This window comes from Streptomyces sp. enrichment culture, from assembly GCF_964272895.1.
GTDB lineage: Bacteria > Actinomycetota > Actinomycetes > Streptomycetales > Streptomycetaceae > Streptomyces.
Map to the genome: position 1 here is coordinate 3,540,849 of NZ_OZ186832.1, position 22,175 is coordinate 3,563,023.

General features: G+C 67.8%; 16 protein-coding genes and 3 rRNA genes. 11 read left to right on the forward strand and 8 right to left on the reverse strand.

All coding sequences use genetic code 11. The features are described from left to right. Window positions 1–5: 5 nt before the first annotated feature. The 3 genes from ACSU6M_RS15990 to ACSU6M_RS16000 form a co-directional block, all read right to left on the reverse strand. On the reverse strand, window positions 6–713 hold the full coding sequence (locus tag ACSU6M_RS15990; RefSeq protein ID WP_437070399.1) for a phosphatase PAP2 family protein: 708 nt from the start codon (window positions 711–713) through the stop codon (window positions 6–8). A 173-nt stretch (window positions 714–886) separates the two neighbouring features. After that, window positions 887–1,849 carry an NlpC/P60 family protein gene (locus ACSU6M_RS15995; protein WP_437075166.1) on the reverse strand — a complete coding sequence of 321 codons (963 nt, stop codon included), beginning with the start codon at window positions 1,847–1,849 and terminating at the stop codon, window positions 887–889. A gap of 164 nt (window positions 1,850–2,013) precedes the next feature. Further along, a complete protein-coding gene (locus tag ACSU6M_RS16000) occupies window positions 2,014–2,949 on the reverse strand; it encodes an oxidoreductase (protein WP_437070400.1) in 936 nt (311 codons plus the stop codon). Window positions 2,950–3,038: 89 nt separating this feature from the next. On the opposite strand from ACSU6M_RS16000, the gene ACSU6M_RS16005 reads away from it, so the two are divergent. The 7 genes from ACSU6M_RS16005 to ACSU6M_RS16035 all read left to right on the forward strand — a co-directional run bounded on the left by ACSU6M_RS16005 (window position 3,039) and on the right by ACSU6M_RS16035 (window position 11,268). Further along, entirely contained in the window at window positions 3,039–3,647 is a 609-nt protein-coding gene (locus tag ACSU6M_RS16005; protein WP_437070401.1) for a TetR/AcrR family transcriptional regulator, read from the forward strand. A gap of 269 nt (window positions 3,648–3,916) precedes the next feature. Next, on the forward strand, window positions 3,917–4,225 hold the full coding sequence (locus tag ACSU6M_RS16010; RefSeq protein WP_004000049.1) for a hypothetical protein: 309 nt from the start codon (window positions 3,917–3,919) through the stop codon (window positions 4,223–4,225). A gap of 185 nt (window positions 4,226–4,410) precedes the next feature. Next, window positions 4,411–5,238 (forward strand): hypothetical protein, encoded by an 828-nt coding sequence (locus ACSU6M_RS16015; protein WP_437070402.1) that lies wholly within the window; start codon window positions 4,411–4,413, stop codon window positions 5,236–5,238. After that, a complete protein-coding gene (locus ACSU6M_RS16020; protein ID WP_437070403.1) occupies window positions 5,228–6,559 on the forward strand; it encodes a hypothetical protein in 1,332 nt (443 codons plus the stop codon). The genes ACSU6M_RS16015 and ACSU6M_RS16020 overlap by 11 nt, the downstream gene beginning before the upstream one ends. Continuing rightward, window positions 6,556–8,112 (forward strand): SCO6880 family protein, encoded by a 1,557-nt coding sequence (locus ACSU6M_RS16025; RefSeq protein ID WP_437070404.1) that lies wholly within the window; start codon window positions 6,556–6,558, stop codon window positions 8,110–8,112. Before ACSU6M_RS16020 ends, ACSU6M_RS16025 begins: the two co-directional genes overlap by 4 nt. Window positions 8,113–8,118: 6 nt before the next feature. Then, window positions 8,119–9,528 (forward strand): ATP-binding protein, encoded by a 1,410-nt coding sequence (locus ACSU6M_RS16030; protein WP_437070405.1) that lies wholly within the window; start codon window positions 8,119–8,121, stop codon window positions 9,526–9,528. Window positions 9,529–9,747: 219 nt separating this feature from the next. Continuing rightward, a complete protein-coding gene (locus ACSU6M_RS16035; protein ID WP_437075168.1) occupies window positions 9,748–11,268 on the forward strand; it encodes a TraM recognition domain-containing protein in 1,521 nt (506 codons plus the stop codon). Between the two features lie 155 nt (window positions 11,269–11,423). Here the strand turns inward: ACSU6M_RS16035 and ACSU6M_RS16040 are convergent, their stop codons facing one another. Continuing rightward, window positions 11,424–11,990: a GNAT family N-acetyltransferase gene (locus tag ACSU6M_RS16040; protein ID WP_437070406.1), complete on the reverse strand. Its 567-nt coding sequence runs from the start codon at window positions 11,988–11,990 to the stop codon at window positions 11,424–11,426. A 92-nt stretch (window positions 11,991–12,082) separates the two neighbouring features. On the opposite strand from ACSU6M_RS16040, the gene ACSU6M_RS16045 reads away from it, so the two are divergent. Genes ACSU6M_RS16045 through ACSU6M_RS16060 form a run of 4 tightly spaced genes read left to right on the forward strand, consistent with a single transcriptional unit; the run spans window position 12,083 to window position 15,715 of the window. Continuing rightward, complete coding sequence (locus ACSU6M_RS16045) at window positions 12,083–13,012, forward strand: ABC transporter ATP-binding protein (protein WP_437070407.1); 930 nt, start codon at window positions 12,083–12,085, stop codon at window positions 13,010–13,012. After that, window positions 13,009–13,785 (forward strand): ABC transporter permease, encoded by a 777-nt coding sequence (locus ACSU6M_RS16050; protein ID WP_437070408.1) that lies wholly within the window; start codon window positions 13,009–13,011, stop codon window positions 13,783–13,785. The genes ACSU6M_RS16045 and ACSU6M_RS16050 overlap by 4 nt, the downstream gene beginning before the upstream one ends. 32 nt (window positions 13,786–13,817) lie before the next feature. Continuing rightward, window positions 13,818–15,056, forward strand: a complete 1,239-nt coding sequence (locus ACSU6M_RS16055) for a sensor histidine kinase (protein WP_437075170.1) — start codon at window positions 13,818–13,820, stop codon at window positions 15,054–15,056. Continuing rightward, the gene (locus ACSU6M_RS16060; RefSeq protein ID WP_437070409.1) at window positions 15,053–15,715 is read left to right on the forward strand and encodes a response regulator; all 663 of its coding nucleotides are present in this window, start codon (window positions 15,053–15,055) and stop codon (window positions 15,713–15,715) included. The genes ACSU6M_RS16055 and ACSU6M_RS16060 overlap by 4 nt, the downstream gene beginning before the upstream one ends. 60 nt (window positions 15,716–15,775) lie before the next feature. On the opposite strand, the gene rrf is transcribed toward ACSU6M_RS16060, so the two are convergent. The 4 genes from rrf to ACSU6M_RS16080 all read right to left on the reverse strand — a co-directional run bounded on the left by rrf (window position 15,776) and on the right by ACSU6M_RS16080 (window position 22,136). Then, window positions 15,776–15,892 (reverse strand): 5S ribosomal RNA (gene rrf / locus ACSU6M_RS16065). 87 nt (window positions 15,893–15,979) lie between these two features. After that, a 23S ribosomal RNA gene (locus tag ACSU6M_RS16070) occupies window positions 15,980–19,102 on the reverse strand. A gap of 308 nt (window positions 19,103–19,410) precedes the next feature. Further along, window positions 19,411–20,937: ribosomal RNA gene (locus ACSU6M_RS16075) — 16S ribosomal RNA — on the reverse strand. Together the 16S, 23S and 5S rRNA genes form the textbook arrangement of a ribosomal RNA operon. 650 nt (window positions 20,938–21,587) lie before the next feature. Continuing rightward, window positions 21,588–22,136, reverse strand: a complete 549-nt coding sequence (locus tag ACSU6M_RS16080) for a MarR family winged helix-turn-helix transcriptional regulator (protein ID WP_437070410.1) — start codon at window positions 22,134–22,136, stop codon at window positions 21,588–21,590. Between the last annotated feature and the right edge of the window lie 39 nt (window positions 22,137–22,175).

Sequence of the window (22,175 nt, forward strand, 5' to 3'; positions counted from 1 at the left end):
TACGCCTAGGCCGCGAGGTCCCGCTCGGTGTCCTGGGACTTCTCGCTGCGGGCGCCCGGGATCACCGTGTCCCCGGCGCCCTCCGGTGAGCGCCGCCGGATCAGCCACCCGGCCCGCGGCGAGCGCTCGATGGCGCGGGTCAGCGGGGTGAGCAGCGCCATGGCGAGCGGCGACAGCAGCAGGGCCACGGCCGTGCCGAGGGCGAAGCCGCCGACGACGTCGGTCGGGTAGTGCACGCCCATGTAGACCCGGCAGAAGCCTTCCAGCAGGGCCAGCCCTATGCCTACGAGCCCGAAGCGGCGGTTGGCGACGAACAGGGCGACGGCCATCGCCATGGTGATCGTCGCGTGGTCGCTGACGAAGGAGTAGTCGGTCTTGCCGGAGACCAGGACCTCCAGGCCCTGGTGGTCGAGGAACGGTCGCGGCCGCTCCACGAAGCCTCGTATCGGCACGTTGACCAGGACGGCGACGCCGGCCGCGAGCGGCGCCCACACCAGCGCGGCCGCCGAGGAGGCCGCCTCCTCGGGGTCGGCGCGCCGGCGCCCGGTCCACCAGCACCACAGCACCAGCAGCACCATGGCGAGCAGCAGCCCGTACTCACCGACGTACTCCATGACCTTGTCGAACCAGTGCGGCGCGTCCTTGGCCAGGCCATTGATGTCGTAGAGCAGCTCGACGTCGGGGTTCGACCCGGATTGCGCGAGTCCAGCCATGGTGCAGCGGCCCCTTCGTCGTACTGGCGTATGGATCCGGGGGTGGATCCGTCAACAGGAACGCACGGCCCCCATCGGTTCGTTCCACACTCCATCGAATGATCACGCAGACGTTATCGAAGAGAGACCCATCACCGCAGTTCAGGGGGTGGATTCACGCTCCGTACACCTTTTCAGACACCTGTCGGCAGCGCTTTCGCGCCATCCTCGGTGACGCGGGTCGCGCCGAAGTATTTCCGGGTGTCGATCGGGTCGAACCGGATCACGGCACCGGTGTACGGCGCGTCGATCATGTAGCCGCCGCCGACGTAGATCCCCACATGGTCGATGGCCCGCGAGTTGTTCGGATCGGGCGAGAAGAACACCAGGTCACCAGGGAGCAGCTCGTCCCGCGAGGGATGCGGCCCCGCGTTGTACTGATCGTTCGCCACCCGCGGCAACTCGATCCCCACACTCGCGTACGCCGCCTTCGTCAGCCCCGAACAGTCGAACCGCCCACCCTGCTCCGGCGTACCGTTCCCACCCCACAGATACGGAGTCCCCAGCTTCTGCTGCGCGTAGTGGATGGCCCCCGCGGCCTGCCGGGAGGGATCGACCCGACGGACGGGCGCGGCGAAGCTCGTCTGCAGGGTCGTGATGGTCTTCACGTAGTTCTGGGTCTCCTTGTACGGCGGTACGCCCCCGTACTTGATGACCGCGTACGCCCCCGCGTTGTAGGCGGCCAGCATGTTCTTGGTGGGGTCGCCCGGCACGTCCTTGACGTACTTGGCGAGCGTGCAGTCGTAGGACGCCGCCGAGGGGATCGCGTCGTTCGGGTCCCAGACGTCCCGGTCGCCGTCACCGTCCCCGTCGAGACCGTGAGTGGCCCAGGTGCCCGGAATGAACTGCGCTATCCCCTGCGCGGCGGCCGGACTCTGGGCGTTCGGATTGAACCCGCTCTCCTGGTAGAGCTGCGCGGCGAGCAGAGCGGGGCTGATGGCGGGGCAGAGGTTCCCCCACCGCTGCACCAGACTCCGGTACGCCGCCGGCACCGCCCCCTTGGCCAGCGCCCGGCCACCGCCTCCGACCCCGTTGACGAGGTTCCCGGCGACGACGTACACCCCGATCACGAGCAGCATGACGAAGCTCAGGCCCATCCCGAGCGCCACGCCGCCGAACACCCAGACTCTGCGCACGGCTCAACCCTCCCCCATCGCGGGCCCGTTCATGACGACTTCGGCGGCGTGGCCGCCGAGTGCGCCATTATTTCGGCCCATTGGGCCCGAGCGAAGGGGGCATACGGCCAGGGGGAGCCGCCGGGTCAGGCGGCGCCGACGCCCAGGGGGAAGCGAGTCCCGGTCAGTTCCTCGGAGGCGTCCCACAGTTGCCGCGCCGCGCGCGGATCGCTGGCCGCGCGGGAGCGGCCGACCAGGGTGGGGGTGCCGCGGAGTTCGCCGGGGCCGTCGGGGCCGATGTAGCTGGCGCCGGGGAGGTCCTCCACGGCCGCGTAGAGGGTGGGCAGGGCGCCGGCCCGGTCGTCCTGGGCGAGCAGTTTGTTGCCGGCCAGCATGACGGCACGGGCGAGGGGGCTCGGGTGGTGGCTCTGGAGGTTGGTGGCGGACCAGCCGGGGTGTGCGGCGAGCGCGCGGACCGGGGAGCCGGCCTCGCTCAGGCGGCGCTGGAGCTCCAGGGTGAACAGGAGGTTGGCCAGCTTGGACTGGGCGTAGGCGGCCTGCGGGGTGTAGCCCGTGCTCCAGTTCAGGTCCTCGAAGCGGATGCGGTTCTTCGCGCCGCCCCAGCGGTGGGCGCCGGAGGAGACGGTGACCACGCGGTCGGTGATGTGCGGCAGGAGCAGGTTGGTGAGCGCGAAGTGGCCGAGGTGGTTGGTGCCGAACTGCATCTCGAAGCCGTCCCGCGTCTCCAGCTTCGGCAGCATCATGACGCCCGCGTTGTTGATCAGCAGGTCCAGCGGGCGCTCACCCCACTCCTCGGCGAAGGCGCGGACCGAGGAGAGGTCGGCGAGGTCGAGCCGGCGCACCTCGGTGCTCCCGCCCATGGCGGCGGCCGCGCTCCGGCCCCGTTCGGGATCGCGTACGGCGAGCACCACCCGCGCCCCGGCGCGGGCCAGCGCCGCGGCGGCCGTGCGGCCGATGCCGCTGTTCGCGCCCGTTATCACCGCGGTGCGGCCGGACAGGTCGGGGATGCGGGAGGCGTTCCACTTGGCCGGCCGGGACACCGGTGCAGACGTAGACGACATGGCGTCAATGTAGGCAGCGACAACAATGCTGTCAATGACAACACCGTGCCCCTCCGCGGCGATGCTGTCAGTGACTACATAGAGCTACGATGCTGACCATGCCGGAGCACCGCCCCTACCACCACGGAGACCTCCGCGCCGCCCTGCTCGCCGGCGCCGAGGAGACCCTGCGGGACAAGGGCGTCACCGCGCTGTCGCTGCGCGAACTCGCCCGCACCACCGGCGTCAGCCACGCCGCGCCCACCCGGCACTTCAAGGACAAGCAGGCCCTGCTCGACGCGCTCGCGCTGACCGGCTTCCAGCGCATGACGCAGGCCGTGCACGGCGCCGACGACCCCTCCCTCCCCCTGGAGACCCGCCTCACGGCCCTGGCCCGCGCCTACCTCCGGTTCGCCGTCGACAACGCGGCCCTGCTGGAGCTGATGTACGCGCGCAAGCACGACCCGGACATCTCCGAGCAGCTCGCCGCGGCGGTGGCGGCCGCGATGACCCCGTTCCTCGACCTGATCACCGGCGCCCAGGCCCGCGGCGAGATCGTTCCGGGCGACCCCGAGCGCATCACCCTCCTGGCGGGCGCCGCCCTGCACGGCGTCGCCGCCTTCGTCGCGGGCGGCCACCTCCCGGCCGAGTCCGCGCTCGACTCCGTCGGCGAGCTGGTCCACCACCTGCTGCACGGCCTCACCCCCCGCCGGGGTTAGCCTTCACCCCGACGGACCGTCAAAAAGGTCCGTCCGACGGGGAAACAGGGGTAAGAGAGGACAACGACGGAACCGCCGACAGGTTCCGCTCAGGCCTCATTGCCCGGCGTGACCTGCCGTGATACACAGAGTGACCAAGGTATGCGTACGAAACCCGCCAAGCAATGACGCCAAGTCGACATACGTCGGCGCCATTGTCGGCGAGAATGGGCCTGACCTCTGCACACCGCAGGGGATAGCGGAACTACCCACCAGGGGCGGTGACTTACATGCTCTTTGCGGCCGACAAGGGAGACATCAACACCATCATCGGCGGGATCGCTCCGGACTGGGGCCCCTTCGGCAGCCTGGGCAACGAGGCCAAGGTCATGATCGAGGTGGTGATGGCCGTGGCCATCCTGATCTGCCTCGGCATCGCCATCTGGGGCGCGGCGAAGCAACGTATCGGCGCGACCGCCCTGCGGGACACCTTCAGCGCGGAACAGGGCAAGGGCCTGATCATCGCCGGGCTGACGGGGGTCTTCATCATCGGGTCGCTCGGCACGCTGTTCACGATCGTCTACGGCATGGCGGTATAGCACCTCGCGCCTCCGGGCACGCCCGGCCCGCCCTCGTCCCCCACACCCCACCCATCCGTCGTGCCCACCGGCTGAGGTTGCGTCTCCCTGATGTCGAGTCACCACACCGCGCCCGCGCGGGAACCAGTACGGCTACCGTCGTATGTCCACGCGTTCCGGTACGACGTCGAGGGGGCGTGCGCCGCATGAGCCAGGGAGACGAGCAGGGGGCTGGTGCCTCCGGCGGTTACGCCCGGCCTCGCCTGCGCCTGCCCGACGGCGACCCCTACGCCGACGGGCCCGCCACCCGGCGACGCCCCCGCAGCCTCATCACCGTCGTCACCGTCGTCGTCCTCCTCATCGCCGCGATCGCCTTCGCCAACCGCGGAGGAGACGATTCGTCATCCGACGGCAACCCGACGGGGGGCTCCGCCCCGGAGACGGCACCTACGGCACCGACGGGCACGCGCCCGGTGCAGAGGGGGGCGGCGGGCATCCCGTCGGGCTTCTCCCATGACCAACAGGGGGCGGAGAGCGCGGCGACGAACTACTCGGTGGCCCTGGGCTCGGCCGAGATGTTCGACGCTGCCCGGCGTCGCGAGATCGTGAACCATGTCTACGCTCCCGACGTCGCCGCTGCGCGCCAGTCGGACCTGGACAGGGCCTATTCGGACGAGAAGTTCCTGACCAACATCGGTCTCACCAAGGACGGCCGGGCACCCCGAGGCCAGACCTTCGTCTCCAGGGTCATCCCCGTGGGCACCAAGGTCATCGCGCACAGCGCCGACGAGTCGACGGTCGAGGTCTGGTACACGTCCCTCTTCGGCCTGTCCGGCGAGACCTCGACCAACCCCGTGGCCGAGAGTTGGTACACCACCACATACCAGCTGAGGTGGATCGGCAACGACTGGAAGATCACCGACTTCCAGCAGAAGGACGGGCCCGTCCCGGTCGGGCGCGATCAAAAGGCCTCCACTGCCGACGACATGACGAAGGCCGTCGAGGAGTACGGAGGGTTCACCTATGCGCGCTAGCCACCCCGTCCTCAAGCTGACGGGCGTCATCGCCGCGGCACAGAGCGTCAGCGTGCTGCTCGCTTCCCACGCCTTCGCCGCACCTACGCCCACACCCACACCCACACCCAGCAACAACCCCTGCGACCTCATCCGAGGCCCGGCCAAGGACTACTGCGAAAACGGCCAACGCGGTGCCGAGAACACCCCCTCCGTAGACCCCAACTCCACCCTCGACCCCCTCTCCTCCCTGGCCAAGGGATGCGCGGACGCGGCGGCGTGGACGATCGACAAGCTCAGTGAGGCCGTGAAGGACACGGCGGACGTGGACTTCACGAACCCGACGTTCCTGCAGCAGTACGCGGTGGTGTTCGCGGCGTCGACGATCCTGACGCTGCTGCTGTGGCTGCTGGCGGTCGCGAAGCGGGCCGTCAGGGGCGTGCCGGTGACCACCGCCATCTCCGAGGCCATCGGCTTCCTGTGGCTCACCGTGCTCGCGTCCGCCTTCACCCCCCTCGTCCTGTACACCGTCGTCTCCGCGACCGACGGCGTCAGCGAGGTGCTGGCGAACACCACGGGCGACCAGACGGACGTGTTCTTCGGCAACTTCTCCGGCGCCCTGGAGAAGGGCGAGGACATCGGCGGCGGCCCGATCATGCTGATCGTCGTCTCCCTGGTCTCCATCCTCGCCGCCGGCGTCCTGTGGCTGGAACTCGTCATCCGCGCCGCCCTGCTCTACGTAGGCGCCCTCCTCGGCACCGTCGTCTACGCCGGCCTCGTCGACAAGAACCTGTGGAGCCACGTCCGCCGCTGGGCCGGCATCATGATCGCCGTCATCCTGGTGAAGCCGGTGATCGTCATCGTGCTCGGCCTCGCCGGCGCCCTGTCCGCCGACGACGGCCCCGACGCCTTCTCCGCCGTCGTCTCCGGCCTCGCGATCATCCTGCTCGCCATCTTCGCGTCGGCGATGATCTACCGCTTCGTCCCCGGCTTCGGCGACGAGATCGCACACTCCCGCAACAACCGCATCATGCAGGGCGCCGAAGGAAAGGCCGCCGCCGTCATCAGCTCCCCCGCGACCCTCGTCGCCCAGGGCATCAAGACCCACAGCACCCGCGCCGACAGCAACGGCGGCCAGCAGAGCGGCGGCGGCAGCAGCGCCCCCCGCCCGGCCAACACCGCCGCCGGAGGCGTCGCCGCGCACAGCTCGCGCGGTGCGAGCGGCGGCGGATCCGTCCCCTCCGCCGCCCCCTCGCCCCGCTCCGGCAGCCCCGTCAACACCCCCCACGCCAGCAACACCCGCAACAGCAGTAGCAACCGCACAGGAGGTGACGGGCGTTGACGACCGAGTCCCATCTGTCCCATCCGGTCACGCCCCGCCGTACATATCTGATCGGCCGCGCCCGGCCGAACGCGATCGTCGGCCGGAATCGTGAATCCGGTGAGATCGCGCTGATCATCGGCGGCGCGTTCCTCGGCATGATGTGCGGTCTCCTCGTCCCGGTGCTCACCCTGCGCATCGTGCTGCTGATGGGCTTCCCGCTGGTCGCCCTCGCGGCGGTCTACGTGCCCTACCGCGGGCGGACGTTCTACAAGTGGTTCGAGATCAACCGCAGTTACAAGAGGACGCTCCGCCGGGGCACCGTCTACCGCTCCGGCGCCATGGAGGCCGGCACCCGGCTCGACGGCAGCGAGGTCGAGATCCTCCCGCCGCCCGGCATCGGCCGCATCACCTGGCTGGCCGCCCCCTTCGGCCCCGACGAGATCGCCGTCCTGCTGCACGCGGACCGCCGCACGGTCACCGCCGTCATCGAGATCGAGGGCCCCGGCGTCGGCCTGCGCGACAGCGAGGACCAGGAAGCCCTCGTCGACCGCTTCGGCACCCTGCTCAAGCACGTGGCCAACGGCGACGGTTTCGTCACCCGCCTCCAGATGCTCGCCCGCACCCTGCCCGCCGACCCCGACGCCCACGCCAAGGACGTCGCCGTACGCGGCGACGAGAAGGCACCGGCCTGGCTGCAGCAGTCGTACGAGCAGCTCCAGTCGATGGTGTCCACCAGCAGCGAGCAGCACCGCGCCTATCTCGTCGCCTGCATGCACTACACGCGCGAGCTCGCGGCCGAGGCCAACGCCATGGCGCGCGCCGCCCGCCCGCACGGCGGCAAGACGGACCGCGACTCCGGGCTCGCCGTCGTCATGGCCCGCGAGCTGACCGACATCTGCTCCCGCCTCCAGGAGGCCGACATCCGCGTACGGCAGCCACTGGGGCAGGGGCGGCTGGCCAGCCTCATCCACTCCATGTACGACCCGGACCACCCGATCGACCACATCCAGGCGATGACGAAACGTAATGCCTGGCCGGCCGAGCTCGACGCCATGGAGCCCACCTACCTCCAGGCCAAGACCCGCGAGTCCTCCACCCGCGCGCCCTGGTGCCACGCCACGGCCTGGGTGAAGGAGTGGCCGATGACCCCCGTCGGCGTCAACTTCCTCGCCCCGCTGCTCGTCCACACCCCGGACGTCATCCGCACCGTCGCCGTCACGATGGACCTCGAACCCACCGAGATCGCCATCGAGCGCATGCTGACCGAGAAGACCAACGACGAGGCCGAGGCGTCCCGCGCCGCCAAGATGAACCGCACCGTCGACCCGCGGGACGTGGCCGCCCACTCCCGCCTCGACCAGCGCGGCGAGGACCTCGCCAGCGGCGCCGCCGGAGTGAACCTGGTCGGCTACATCACCGTCTCCGCACGCTCCCCGGAGGCGCTGGCCCGCGACAAGCGCACGATAAGGGCCTCGGCCGGAAAGTCGTACCTGAAGCTGGAGTGGTGCGACCGCGAGCACCACCGCGCCTTCGTCAACACACTGCCCTTCGCCACCGGCATCCGGAGGTAGGACCTGATGCGGGATCCGCTGTCCGTCCTCACCGACGCCTTCACGTCCTTCCTCTTCGGGAAGGTCGAGACGACCCGCCTGCCCGTGCGCACGTCCACCGGGCAGGCCCAGGCCGTCTATCTGCCGACGGCCGCGCCCGGCCTCGGCGACTCGGGCGTGATCATCGGGCGCGAGGTGTACTCCGGCAAGGGCTACATCTACGACCCCTTCCAGCTCTACGGCCAGCAGCTCCCCGCGCCCCACTGGCTGGTCCTCGGCGAGTCCGGCAACGGCAAGTCGGCGCTGGAGAAGACGTACGTCCTGCGCCAGCTGCGCTTCCGCGACCGCCAGGTCGTCGTCCTGGACGCCCAGGGCGAGGACGGCGTGGGCGAGTGGAACCTGATCGCGCAGGAGCTGGGGATAACGCCGATCCGGCTGGACCCGATGGCGGCCCTGGACCACGGCATCCGGCTCAACCCTCTGGACCCGGCGATCACGACCACCGGCCAGCTCGCCCTGCTGCGCACCATCATCGAGGTGGCCATGGGCCACGGCCTCGACGAGCGCTCCGGCTTCGCGCTGAAGGTCGCGCACGCCTACGTCAACGAGACCATCGTCGAACGCCAGCCCGTCCTGTCCGACATCGTCGAGCAGCTACGGCATCCCGAGCCGGAGTCGGCCGAGGCGATGAACGTCGACATAGACGACGTACGGGCGTGGGGCCTGGACGTGGCGCTGGTCCTGGACCGGCTGGTCGACGGTGACCTGCGCGGCATGTTCGACGGCCCGACCACGGTCGGCATCGATCTGGACGCCCCGCTGATCGTCTTCGACCTCTCCCACATCGACCGCAACTCCATCGCCATGCCCATCCTCATGGCGATCGTCGGCGTGTGGCTGGAGCACACCTGGATCCGCCCCGACCGCAAGAAGCGCATCTTCCTGGTGGAAGAGGCGTGGCACATCATCAACAGCCCGTTCGTGGCCCAGCTGTTCCAGCGGCTGCTGAAGTTCGGCCGGCGGCTCGGTCTGTCCTTCGTGGCCGTCGTCCACCATCTGTCCGACGTGGTGGACGGGGCAGCGGCGAAGGAGGCCGCGGCGATCCTGAAGATGGCCTCGACCCGGACGATCTACGCCCAGAAGGCCGACGAGGCGAGAGCGACGGGCCGCGTCCTGGGCCTGCCGCGCTGGGCGGTGGAGATCATCCCGACGCTGACGCCCGGCATCGCCGTCTGGGACGTCAACGGCAATGTCCAGGTCGTCAAACACCTGGTCACCGAGACCGAACGCCCGCTCGTCTTCACCGACCGCGCCATGACCGAGTCCTCCGCCGACCTCGCCGACGAGGCGCTTCTCGCCGCCGAGTTGGAGGCCGAGGAGCGCGCCGCGGCCTTCGTCGAGCAGCACCTCGGCGACTCCGAGTCGACGGTGGCGTAGGGGCACGGGCATGGAGGGCTCGGGCATGGTGAGGGAGGCCGGGCGCCCGGAACGCTCGGGCGCGGAGACGGCGGCCGGGCGCCGGAAGGGGCCGGACTCGGAGGCGGAGGCCCGGCGTCGGAAGGGGGCGGCGGCGTGACGGCGCAGAAGCAGCAGCGGGAGGTCCAGGGCGGCATCCCGGACGGCCTGCTGGTCGGCATACTCGCGTTCCTGGTCGGCATGACCCTGCTGGTCTGGACGGCCACCGGGCTCGCCGCGTGGTTCGCCCACGGCACCTGGCCGGGGACGGTGACCTTCGGCCGCACCCCCCTGGCCATGCGCCATCTCATCGCCCACCCGCACGACCTGCCCGGCGCCTGGCCCGACACCCCCGCCGCCGCCCTCTCGGGCTACGGCCTGTTCTGGGGCCTGCTCATCGGCCAGCTGATGATCCTCGTGGTCCTCACCGTCTTCGTCCTGGGCACGGTGGCCCGCTGGAGGGCGGTACGCGCGGGACGCAGACGGGCGAGGCGGGAGAAGGCCGAGGAGGGGTCGTACGAGGTCCCGGAGCCGAGGAGGGAACGGCAGCCGACCCTCCGTACCCCGGAACCCCACGGCCCCCGAACCCCGGAACCGCACACCGTCCGGGCCCCGGAGCCCCACACCGTCCCGGCCCCGGAACCTCATCAGGTCGCCGAAGCTCCCGCTCCCCAGGCCCCCGCACCGCACCGGCCGCCGGCCCCCGACTCCGAGCCTGCGCTCTCCGCCACCGCGCAGGAGCCCCCGCTCTCCGCCACCGCGCAGGACCCCGCGGGCATCGCCGGATGGACGGGCGGCTGGGACAGGGTCCTGGTCGCCGACCGCGACACCCGCCGGGCCACCGCCACCCAGGCCGTCCAGGACGCGGACGGCCCGGTCCTCCTGGTCACCTCGGACCCCACCCTCTGGCAGACCACGAAGGACGGCCGCGCGAAGCTCGGCCCCACCCTCCTCTACGACCCCACCCACCGCTGCGACACCCCGGCCCGCCTGCACTGGTCCCCGACGGAGGGCTGCCAGACCAAGGAGACGGCGGTCCGCAGAGCCACCGCCCTGCTCACCCCGGTCCGCCCCACCTCACGGCTCGACCAGGCCGTCAGCGACACCGCCGAAACGCTCCTGCGCAGCTACCTCCACGCCGCCGCCCTGGAGAACCGCACCATCCGCCACGTCCACCGCTGGTCCCAGGGCACCCAGCTCCAGGAAGCGGTCCGCACCCTGCGTACCCACCCCAAGGCCGCCCCCGGTTCCGCCGGGGAGCTGGAGGCCACCCTCACCGCGCACCCCGAACGCCGGGACGTGGCGCAGGAGCTGATCGGCCGGGCCCTCGCCGCGCTGTTCACGGTGAACATCCGCGAGGCTTGCACTCCGAACCGAAGCGATGCCCTGGCCTTGGATTCCTTCCTCCAGGAAGGGGGAACGCTTTATGTGGTCGGCGAATCCATCGAGGACCCCCGCACGAACCCCGGCGCGATGCCCCTGCTGACGGCCCTCGTCGCAAGCGTGGTCGAGCGCGGCCGGCGCATGGCCGAACGGTCATCCTCCGGTCGGCTCGACCCACCACTCACGCTCGTCCTGGACGACATCGCCGCCGTCGCCCCGCTCCCCCAGCTCCCGGACCTGCTCACCACCGGAGCCGACCGCGGCCTGCGCACCCTGGCCCTGCTCCGCTCCCGGGAACAGGCCCGCTCCCGCTGGCCGCACGACGAACTGCCGGTCTAGGCCCTGCCGTCGGCCCCTGCCGACGCCGCCACCGGACCGGCAGCCGCCTCCCCGACGACCGGGCAGCCACCTCCCCGACGACCTGACAGCCCCGCCGGACCGGCAGCCGCCTCCCCCCTCTCCCCCGACGACCCGGCAGCCGCCTCCCCCACGACCTACCGGCCGCCTTCCAGCACGAACTCCAGCTCCGTCTCCCCCGGCGCCTGCTCCAACGGCACCGTCACCCCGCTCGGCACGAACCCGGCCCGCCGATAGAAGCTCTGCGCGCGCCCGTTGTCCTCGTGGACGATCAGCCGCACCCGTTCGAGCCCCGTCCGCCAGGCCCACGCCACGGCCGCGTCCAGCAACGCCGCGCTCACACCGGTGCCGCGCCAGTCCTGCCGTACGAACACGGCGACGACATGCCCCTGCCGCCGCTCCACCGGGAACCCCGCCCAGTCCGTCGACCCGGCCTCCTCGACGAGCACGGTGAGCGTCCCCACCCACTCCCCGTCGGCCGCCACGGCCACGAACTGCCGCGCGCCGGCGCTGCCTTCGGCGGCACCGGCCGTGCGCTCCTGCCAGAAGGAGTCGGGCCGCGCCAGAGCCGTCTCGTAGGTCTCCAGAAACGCGATCGGCGCGACCGGGTCCCGCAGCGCCAGCAGCCGCAGCGCCCTGGCCTGCCGCCACTCCTCCGCCTCGACGGTCCGTACGACGTACTTCCGCTCGTCCTCATCGCTCATGCGGGCCACCGTAGTACCGGGGTACCACGGCCTCATCCGAAATACGGCCGCCGTCCGACGCCCGCCGCCCCCGCGCGGACGAACATCGAGGCATGATCACGGCGCAGCACCTGACGAAACGCTACGGCGGCAGGAACGGCAAGACCGCCGTCACCGACCTCTCCTTCACCGTCCGCCCCGGCACCGTCACCGGCTTCCTCGGCCCGAACGGCGCCGGCAAATCCACCACCATGCGGATGATCCTCGGCCTGGACGCCCCGACCTCGGGCCGCGTCACCGTCGACGGCACGGCGTACGCCGCCCAGCCCGCACCGCTGACCCGGGTCGGCGCCCTGCTGGAGGCCCGCTCGGTGCATCCGGGCCGCACGGCCTTCCACCACCTGATGGCCCTCGCCCACACCCACGGCATCCCGCGCCGGCGCGTCGAGGAGGTCCTGGAGCTGGCCGGCCTCACCGAGGTCGCCCACCGCAGGGTCAAGGGCTTCTCACTCGGCATGGGCCAACGCCTGGGCATCGCCGCCGCGTTGCTCGGCGACCCGGCCACCCTCGTCCTCGACGAGCCGGTCAACGGCCTCGACCCCGAGGGCGTGCTGTGGATCCGCACCCTCCTGAAGTCCCTGGCCGCGCAAGGCCGTACGGTCCTCGTCTCCTCCCACCTGATGAGCGAGACGGCCCTCACCGCCGACCACCTGGTCGTCATCGGCCGCGGCCGCCTCCTGGCGGACACCACGGTCGCCGACTTCGTACGGGACTCGGGGGCGGGCTCGGTCCGCGTGGTCACCCCCGACGCCCGGACCCTCACCGGCCTGCTGCGGGCCCCCGAGGTGACCGTCACCGCCGCCGCCCCGGACACCCTCGACGTGCACGGCACCAGCGCGGAGCACATCGGCCGCACCGCCGCCGCCCACGGCATCCCCCTCTTCGAACTCACCCCCAACAGCGCTTCCCTGGAGGAGGCGTTCATGGCCCTCACCCACGACGCGGTCGAATACCCGGCCACCCTGGAAGGAACCCGCGCATGAGCACCGCCCTCCACGCCGTCACCCCGGCGCGCGTCCTGCGCGCCGAATGGCACAAGCTGCGCACGCTCCGCTCCACCTGGGTCGGCCTCGGCCTCACCGTCGTCCTCACCCTCGGCACCGGCCTGACCATCGCCGCGAGCTACGAGAGCGGAGGCGGCGACGACGACATCGACACCGTCCTGCTGGTCCTGCTCGGCATGCAGTTCACCCAGGTCGTCCTGGGCACCCTCGGCGTCCTCACCACCGCCGGCGAACACTCCACGGGCCAGATCCGGGCCACCATGGCCGCCGTACCGCGCCGGCTGCCCGTGCTGTGGTCCAAGGCCGCCGTCCTGGGCACGATCGGCTTCCTCACCGTCCTGGCCACCAACTTCCTCACCTTCCCCCTCGCCCAGACCTTCCTCGCCGGCACCGACCACACGGCCTCCCTCACCGACTCCGGCGTGGCCCGCGCCCTGGTCACCAACGCCGTCGGCCTCGCCCTCCTCGGCGTCCTCGCCCTCAGCCTCGGCTCCGTGCTCCGCTCGGTCCCGGCGGGCATCGGCGCGCTGATCGGCCTGGTGATGATCCTGTCGGAGGTCCTCGCGCTGCTGCCCTACGCCATCGTCGACGACGCCGCCCGCTACTTCCCCGGCAAGGCCCTGGAAGCCCTCACCCACGCCGACCCCCGGCCCGACCTGGCCTCCCCCGGCGCCGCCCTGCTCGCCATGGCCCTGTGGACCGCGGGCAGCCTCGCGCTGGCCGCCCTGCTCCTCAAGCGACGGGACGTATGACCGCCTTCCCCGCGAGCGGCCCGCCCCGCACCATGGACGGCGTGCCGGAGCCTCAGTCAGCAGAGCCGATCACCCAGCATCTCCAGCGGGCCGTGCAGCGGGTGCGCGCCTTCGACGGGCGCCACCCGCTCGTCTGGGACCTGCATCTCACCGCCTTCTGGACGATCGCCGCCCTGATCGACTTCCACGGCGGCGGCTGGACCCGCATCGCCCGCAGCACCGACGTACCCGAGCACCTAGTCCTCGCCCTCAGCCTGGCCCTCTCCGTGCCCCTGCTGTGGCGCCGCGCCCATCCCCGCACGGTGCTGCTGCTGATGGCCCCGGCCCTGCTGGTCAACGCCTGGACGGGGGCTCTGCTCCAGGCCGCCCTGCTCCAGCTGCTCGTCGTCTTCCACATCACCCTGCGCCGCCCGCTGCGCTCCCTGTGGTGGGCGGCGGCGGTCTCGACGGCCCCGGTCGTGGTGACCGTCCTGCGCCACCCGCGGGGACCGGCCGACGAGGATCTCGTGCCGCACGCGATGTCCCTGCTCGTCGCGGCGGCGATCGGCATCACGGTCCGCACCCGCCACGACCACACCGAGGCCCTGAAGGACCGCGCCCGCCGCCTGGAGATCGAACGCGACCAGCAGGCCCGCCTCGCCGCGGCCGCCGAACGCACCCGGATCGCCCGCGAGATGCACGACATCATCGGCCACAACCTCTCCGTCATCACCGGCCTCGCCGACGGCGGCCGCTACGCCGCCGCCAAGTCCCCCGAGCGCGCCGCCCAGGCCCTCGACGCCATCTCCGGCACCAGCCGCCAGGCCCTCGCCGAACTCCGCCGCCTCCTGGACGTCCTGCGCGACGACGAGCCCGCCCCGGCCGACCTCACCCCCCAGCCCGCCCTCACCGACCTCGACCGCCTCCTCGACGGCGTCCGCAAGGCGGGCCTCCCGGTCCGGGCGACCATCGAGGGCGAGCCGACGGTCTCCCCCGGCCGCCAGCTCACCCTCTACCGCGTCATCCAGGAAGCCCTCACCAACACCCTCAAACACGCCGGACCCGGCGCCACCTCCTCCATCGCCCTCTCCTACGCCGCCTCCGGTGCCGTCACGGTCACGGTCACCGACACCGGCCGCGGCGGTACGCCGGGAGTGAACGGCGGCCGCGGACTGACCGGAATGCGCGAACGCACGGCCCTGTACGGCGGCACCCTGGAAGCCGGCCCGCGGCCGCACCCGGAGCGCGGCTGGCGTGTCCATCTGCATCTCCCGGAGGAAGCCGCACCGTGACCACCGTCCTCATCGCCGACGACCAGCCCCTGCAACGCTTCGGCTTCCGCATGCTGCTGGAGAGCCAGGACGACATGACGGTCCTGGACGAGGCCGCCAACGGCACGGAGGCGATCCGCAAGGCGGCGCGCCTCCAGCCCGACGTGGTCCTGATGGACGTCCGTATGCCCGGCCTGGACGGCATAGAGGCCACCCGCCGCATCACCGCCTCCGGCGACCGGACCCGCGTCCTCATCCTCACCACGTTCGACCTCGACGAGTACGCCTACGCCGGCCTGCGCGCCGGAGCCTCCGGTTTCCTGGTCAAGGACGCCCAGCCGGAAGACCTCCTGTCCGGCATACGCGCGGTCGCCTCCGGAGACGCCGTCGTGGCCCCCAGCCTCACCCGCCGGCTCCTGGACGCGTACGTCCACCATCTTCCCGTGGGCACCACCGGAACCCAGGCACCCGATCCCCGCCTGGCCGCGCTGACGGACCGCGAACGCGAAATCCTGACGGTCATCGGCAAGGGCTGGACGAACACGGAGATCGCCACCCGTCTGCACCTGGCGGAATCGACGGTGAAGACGCACGTGGGCCGCATCCTGGCGAAGACGGGCTCCCGCGACCGCGTCCAGGCGGTGATCTTCGCGTATGAAACGGGACTGGTGGAGCCGTGAATCCGGCCCTGAAACGCAGAAAACCCCGCACCGAAAGGTGCGGGGTTTTCTCCAAAAATTGTTCGGCGGCGTCCTACTCTCCCACAGGGTCCCCCCTGCAGTACCATCGGCGCTGTAAGGCTTAGCTTCCGGGTTCGGAATGTAACCGGGCGTTTCCCCTACGCTATGACCACCGAAACACTATGAAACTGTCAACCGGAGCCGTAGCCATGACTACAACGGTTGTTCGTGGTTTCAGAACCAACACAGTGGACGCGAGCAACTGAGGACAAGCCCTCGGCCTATTAGTACCGGTCAACTCCACACGTTACCGTGCTTCCATATCCGGCCTATCAACCCAGTCGTCTACTGGGAGCCTTACCCCATCAAGTGGGTGGGAGTCCTCATCTCGAAGCAGGCTTCCCGCTTAGATGCTTTCAGCGGTTATCCCTCCCGAACGTAGCCAACCAGCCATGCCCTTGGCAGAACAACTGGCACACCAGAGGTTCGTCCGTCCCGGTCCTCTCGTACTAGGGACAGCCCTTCTCAAGACTCCTACGCGCACAGCGGATAGGGACCGAACTGTCTCACGACGTTCTAAACCCAGCTCGCGTACCGCTTTAATGGGCGAACAGCCCAACCCTTGGGACCGACTCCAGCCCCAGGATGCGACGAGCCGACATCGAGGTGCCAAACCATCCCGTCGATATGGACTCTTGGGGAAGATCAGCCTGTTATCCCCGGGGTACCTTTTATCCGTTGAGCGACGGCGCTTCCACAAGCCACCGCCGGATCACTAGTCCCGACTTTCGTCCCTGCTCGACCCGTCGGTCTCACAGTCAAGCTCCCTTGTGCACTTACACTCAACACCTGATTGCCAACCAGGCTGAGGGAACCTTTGGGCGCCTCCGTTACCCTTTGGGAGGCAACCGCCCCAGTTAAACTACCCATCAGACACTGTCCCTGATCCGGATCACGGACCCAGGTTAGACATCCAGCACGACCAGACTGGTATTTCAACGACGACTCCACCTGAACTGGCGTCCAAGCTTCACAGTCTCCCAGCTATCCTACACAAGCCGAACCGAACACCAATATCAAACTGTAGTAAAGGTCCCGGGGTCTTTCCGTCCTGCTGCGCGAAACGAGCATCTTTACTCGTAGTGCAATTTCACCGGGCCTATGGTTGAGACAGTCGAGAAGTCGTTACGCCATTCGTGCAGGTCGGAACTTACCCGACAAGGAATTTCGCTACCTTAGGATGGTTATAGTTACCACCGCCGTTTACTGGCGCTTAAGTTCTCAGCTTCGCCTGGACGAATCCAAGCTAACCGGTCCCCTTAACGTTCCAGCACCGGGCAGGCGTCAGTCCGTATACATCGCCTTACGGCTTCGCACGGACCTGTGTTTTTAGTAAACAGTCGCTTCTCGCTGGTCTCTGCGGCCACCCCCAGCTCACGGAGTAAATCCGATCACCAGGAATGGCCCCCCTTCTCCCGAAGTTACGGGGGCATTTTGCCGAGTTCCTTAACCATAGTTCACCCGAACGCCTCGGTATTCTCTACCTGACCACCTGAGTCGGTTTAGGGTACGGGCCGCCATGAAACTCGCTAGAGGCTTTTCTCGACAGCATAGGATCATCCACTTCACCACAATCGGCTCGGCATCAGGTCTCAGACTGTATGCAAGGCGGATTTGCCTACCTTGCGTCCTACACCCTTACCCCGGGACAACCACCGCCCGGGATGGACTACCTTCCTGCGTCACCCCATCACTCACCTACTACCAGCTCGGGTCACCGGCTCCACCACTCCCCTTCACCCGAAGGATCCGGGGCGGCTTCACGGGCTTAGCATCACTGGATTCGATGTTTGACGCTTCACAGCGGGTACCGGAATATCAACCGGTTATCCATCGACTACGCCTGTCGGCCTCGCCTTAGGTCCCGACTTACCCTGGGCAGATCAGCTTGACCCAGGAACCCTTAGTCAATCGGCGCAAACGTTTCTCACGTTTGTATCGCTACTCATGCCTGCATTCTCACTCGTCAACCGTCCACGACTACCTTTCGGTGCCGCTTCACCCGGCAGACGACGCTCCCCTACCCATCAACACACCCGTTGGGGCTATATGTGTCAATGACACGACTTCGGCGGTACGCTTGAGCCCCGCTACATTGTCGGCGCGGAATCACTAGACCAGTGAGCTATTACGCACTCTTTCAAGGGTGGCTGCTTCTAAGCCAACCTCCTGGTTGTCTGTGCGACTCCACATCCTTTCCCACTTAGCGTACGCTTAGGGGCCTTAGTCGATGCTCTGGGCTGTTTCCCTCTCGACCATGGAGCTTATCCCCCACAGTCTCACTGCCGCGCTCTCACTTACCGGCATTCGGAGTTTGGCTAAGGTCAGTAACCCGGTAGGGCCCATCGCCTATCCAGTGCTCTACCTCCGGCAAGAAACACACGACGCTGCACCTAAATGCATTTCGGGGAGAACCAGCTATCACGGAGTTTGATTGGCCTTTCACCCCTAACCACAGGTCATCCCCCAGGTTTTCAACCCTGGTGGGTTCGGTCCTCCACGAAGTCTTACCTCCGCTTCAACCTGCCCATGGCTAGATCACTCCGCTTCGGGTCTTGAGCGTGCTACTAAAAACGCCCTATTCGGACTCGCTTTCGCTACGGCTTCCCCACCCGGGTTAACCTCGCAACACACCGCAAACTCGCAGGCTCATTCTTCAAAAGGCACGCAGTCACGAGAATGGAGCAAGCTCCATTCCGACGCTCCCACGGCTTGTAGGCACACGGTTTCAGGTACTATTTCACTCCCCTCCCGGGGTACTTTTCACCATTCCCTCACGGTACTATCCGCTATCGGTCACCAGGGAATATTTAGGCTTAGCGGGTGGTCCCGCCAGATTCACACGGGATTTCTCGGGCCCCGTGCTACTTGGGTGTCTCTCAAACGAGCCGCTGACGTTTCGACTACGGGGGTCTTACCCTCTACGCCGGACCTTTCGCATGTCCTTCGCCTACATCAACGGTTTCTGACTCGTCCTGTCGCCGGCAGACGACAGAAGAGAGATCCCACAACCCCCACGACGCAACCCCTGCCGGGTCTCACACGTCGTAGGTTTGGCCTCATCCGGTTTCGCTCGCCACTACTCCCGGAATCACGGTTGTTTTCTCTTCCTGAGGGTACTGAGATGTTTCACTTCCCCTCGTTCCCTCCACACTGCCTATGTGTTCAGCAGTGGGTGACAGCCCATGACGACTGCCGGGTTTCCCCATTCGGAAACCCCCGGATCAAAGCCTGGTTGACGACTCCCCGGGGACTATCGCGGCCTCCCACGTCCTTCATCGGTTCCTGGTGCCAAGGCATCCACCGTGCGCCCTTAAAAACTTGGCCACAGATGCTCGCGTCCACTGTGCAGTTCTCAAACAACGACCAACCACCCGTCACAACCCACCGAAGCAGATTTTTACCGGGGCCGGCATCACGAGGGGGTTCATTCCCTCAGATACCCAACAGCGTGCCCGACCAGCCTCTGTCCGGAGATCGTGCGTTCCACGCTCCGAAGAGCAGTACTAGCAGCCTCCGACCCAGAACCAGGCCGAGTAGTCAACGTTCCACCCATGAGCAACCAGTGCGAGACGTTCGCTCGCATGCTGGCCTCTGACCTCGTCCCGAAGGACTCGGTGAGAAGTGCTCCTTAGAAAGGAGGTGATCCAGCCGCACCTTCCGGTACGGCTACCTTGTTACGACTTCGTCCCAATCGCCAGTCCCACCTTCGACAGCTCCCTCCCACAAGGGGTTGGGCCACCGGCTTCGGGTGTTACCGACTTTCGTGACGTGACGGGCGGTGTGTACAAGGCCCGGGAACGTATTCACCGCAGCAATGCTGATCTGCGATTACTAGCGACTCCGACTTCATGGGGTCGAGTTGCAGACCCCAATCCGAACTGAGACCGGCTTTTTGAGATTCGCTCCACCTCGCGGTATCGCAGCTCTTTGTACCGGCCATTGTAGCACGTGTGCAGCCCAAGACATAAGGGGCATGATGACTTGACGTCGTCCCCACCTTCCTCCGAGTTGACCCCGGCGGTCTCCCGTGAGTCCCCAGCACCACAAGGGCCTGCTGGCAACACGGGACAAGGGTTGCGCTCGTTGCGGGACTTAACCCAACATCTCACGACACGAGCTGACGACAGCCATGCACCACCTGTACACCGACCACAAGGGGGCACCTATCTCTAGGTGTTTCCGGTGTATGTCAAGCCTTGGTAAGGTTCTTCGCGTTGCGTCGAATTAAGCCACATGCTCCGCCGCTTGTGCGGGCCCCCGTCAATTCCTTTGAGTTTTAGCCTTGCGGCCGTACTCCCCAGGCGGGGCACTTAATGCGTTAGCTGCGGCACGGACAACGTGGAATGTTGCCCACACCTAGTGCCCACCGTTTACGGCGTGGACTACCAGGGTATCTAATCCTGTTCGCTCCCCACGCTTTCGCTCCTCAGCGTCAGTATCGGCCCAGAGATCCGCCTTCGCCACCGGTGTTCCTCCTGATATCTGCGCATTTCACCGCTACACCAGGAATTCCGATCTCCCCTACCGAACTCTAGCCTGCCCGTATCGAATGCAGACCCGGGGTTAAGCCCCGGGCTTTCACATCCGACGCGACAAGCCGCCTACGAGCTCTTTACGCCCAATAATTCCGGACAACGCTTGCGCCCTACGTATTACCGCGGCTGCTGGCACGTAGTTAGCCGGCGCTTCTTCTGCAGGTACCGTCACTTTCGCTTCTTCCCTGCTGAAAGAGGTTTACAACCCGAAGGCCGTCATCCCTCACGCGGCGTCGCTGCATCAGGCTTGCGCCCATTGTGCAATATTCCCCACTGCTGCCTCCCGTAGGAGTCTGGGCCGTGTCTCAGTCCCAGTGTGGCCGGTCGCCCTCTCAGGCCGGCTACCCGTCGTCGCCTTGGTGAGCCGTTACCTCACCAACAAGCTGATAGGCCGCGGGCTCATCCTGCACCGCCGGAGCTTTCCAGAATCACAGATGCCTGTGAAACTCGTATCCGGTATTAGACCCCGTTTCCAGGGCTTGTCCCAGAGTGCAGGGCAGATTGCCCACGTGTTACTCACCCGTTCGCCACTAATCCCCTCCCGAAGGAGGTTCATCGTTCGACTTGCATGTGTTAAGCACGCCGCCAGCGTTCGTCCTGAGCCAGGATCAAACTCTCCGTGAATGTTTACCGGTGATCCGGTGCAACACCACGAGAGCGGTGCGAGAGGAGGAATAATCCTCTCGCACACAGCGTCCTCGCTGTGTTTTTTCAAAGGAACCTCGTCCCAGCTGATGCTGGAGACGGGGTATCAACATATCTGGCGTTGACTTTTGGCACGCTGTTGAGTTCTCAAGGAACGGACGCTTCCTTTGTACTCACCCTCTCGGGCTTTCCTCCGGGCGCTTCCCTTCGGTCTTGCGTTTCCGACTCTATCAGATCTTTTCTCGATCCGATTTCCTCGGTGCTTTCCAGGTTCCCGCTTCCGCGTTTCCCTTTCCGGCGGTTCTGACTCTATCAGATCCTTTCGGCGTCTGACTCCCTGTCAGGAGGGTTTGTCTTCCCGGCCGCTGGGCCGTTCCGACGTCTCAAACCTTAGCGGATCCCCTCCGTGATTCCCAATCGAGTGGACCGGGATCACGGAACTCCTATCGGAATTGAATTCGGGCAAGCCGAAATCGACCCCGTCGGGAGATCTTGCTGAGTGGTTTGTGTGCCGCTCGGGGCGGCGGAAGTGCTGTCGCAGAACCGTTACGGCTCCCCGACAACCCGAAGAACTTTACGGATCCGGGAGAGGGATGTCAAGTGCCCTCCCCGAGGCGCCTCCGACCTGGTCAGTCGAGGTCGGTGAGGCGTCCACCGGCGTCCGGCTGGGCGTCCTCCACCCGGCGCAGCAGGCGGGCCAGCACCTCGCCGAGGACCGTGCGCTCGGCGGGGGTGAGGTCCTGGAGGAGGCCCTCCTCGAAGACCGACGCCAGGCGCATGGCCTCCAGCCACTTCTCGCGGCCCTCGGGTGTCAGCTCGACGATCACGCGGACCCGGTTGGACTCGTCGCGCTCGCGGGTGACCAGTCCCTCGGCGACCATCCGGTCGATCCGGTGGGTCATCGCGGCGGGAGTGAGGCCGAGCCGCTTGGCCAGGTCGCTGGGGCCCATGCGGTAGGGGGCGCCGGACAGGACGAGGGCCTTGAGGACCTCCCACTCGGCGTTGCTGATGCCGAGGGCGGCGGTCTGGCGGCCGTAGGCGACGTTCATCCGCCGGTTCAGGCGGGACAGCGCCGAGACGATCTTCTCGACCTGGGGATCGAGGTCCTGGAACTCGCGCTGGTAGGCGGCGATCTGTTCTTCGAGTGTCGGCTCGCTGACGCCGGGGGTGTCGCCCATGCCCGAAGTATCGCACGGAGCGGCTTGGCGTTGAAGTCC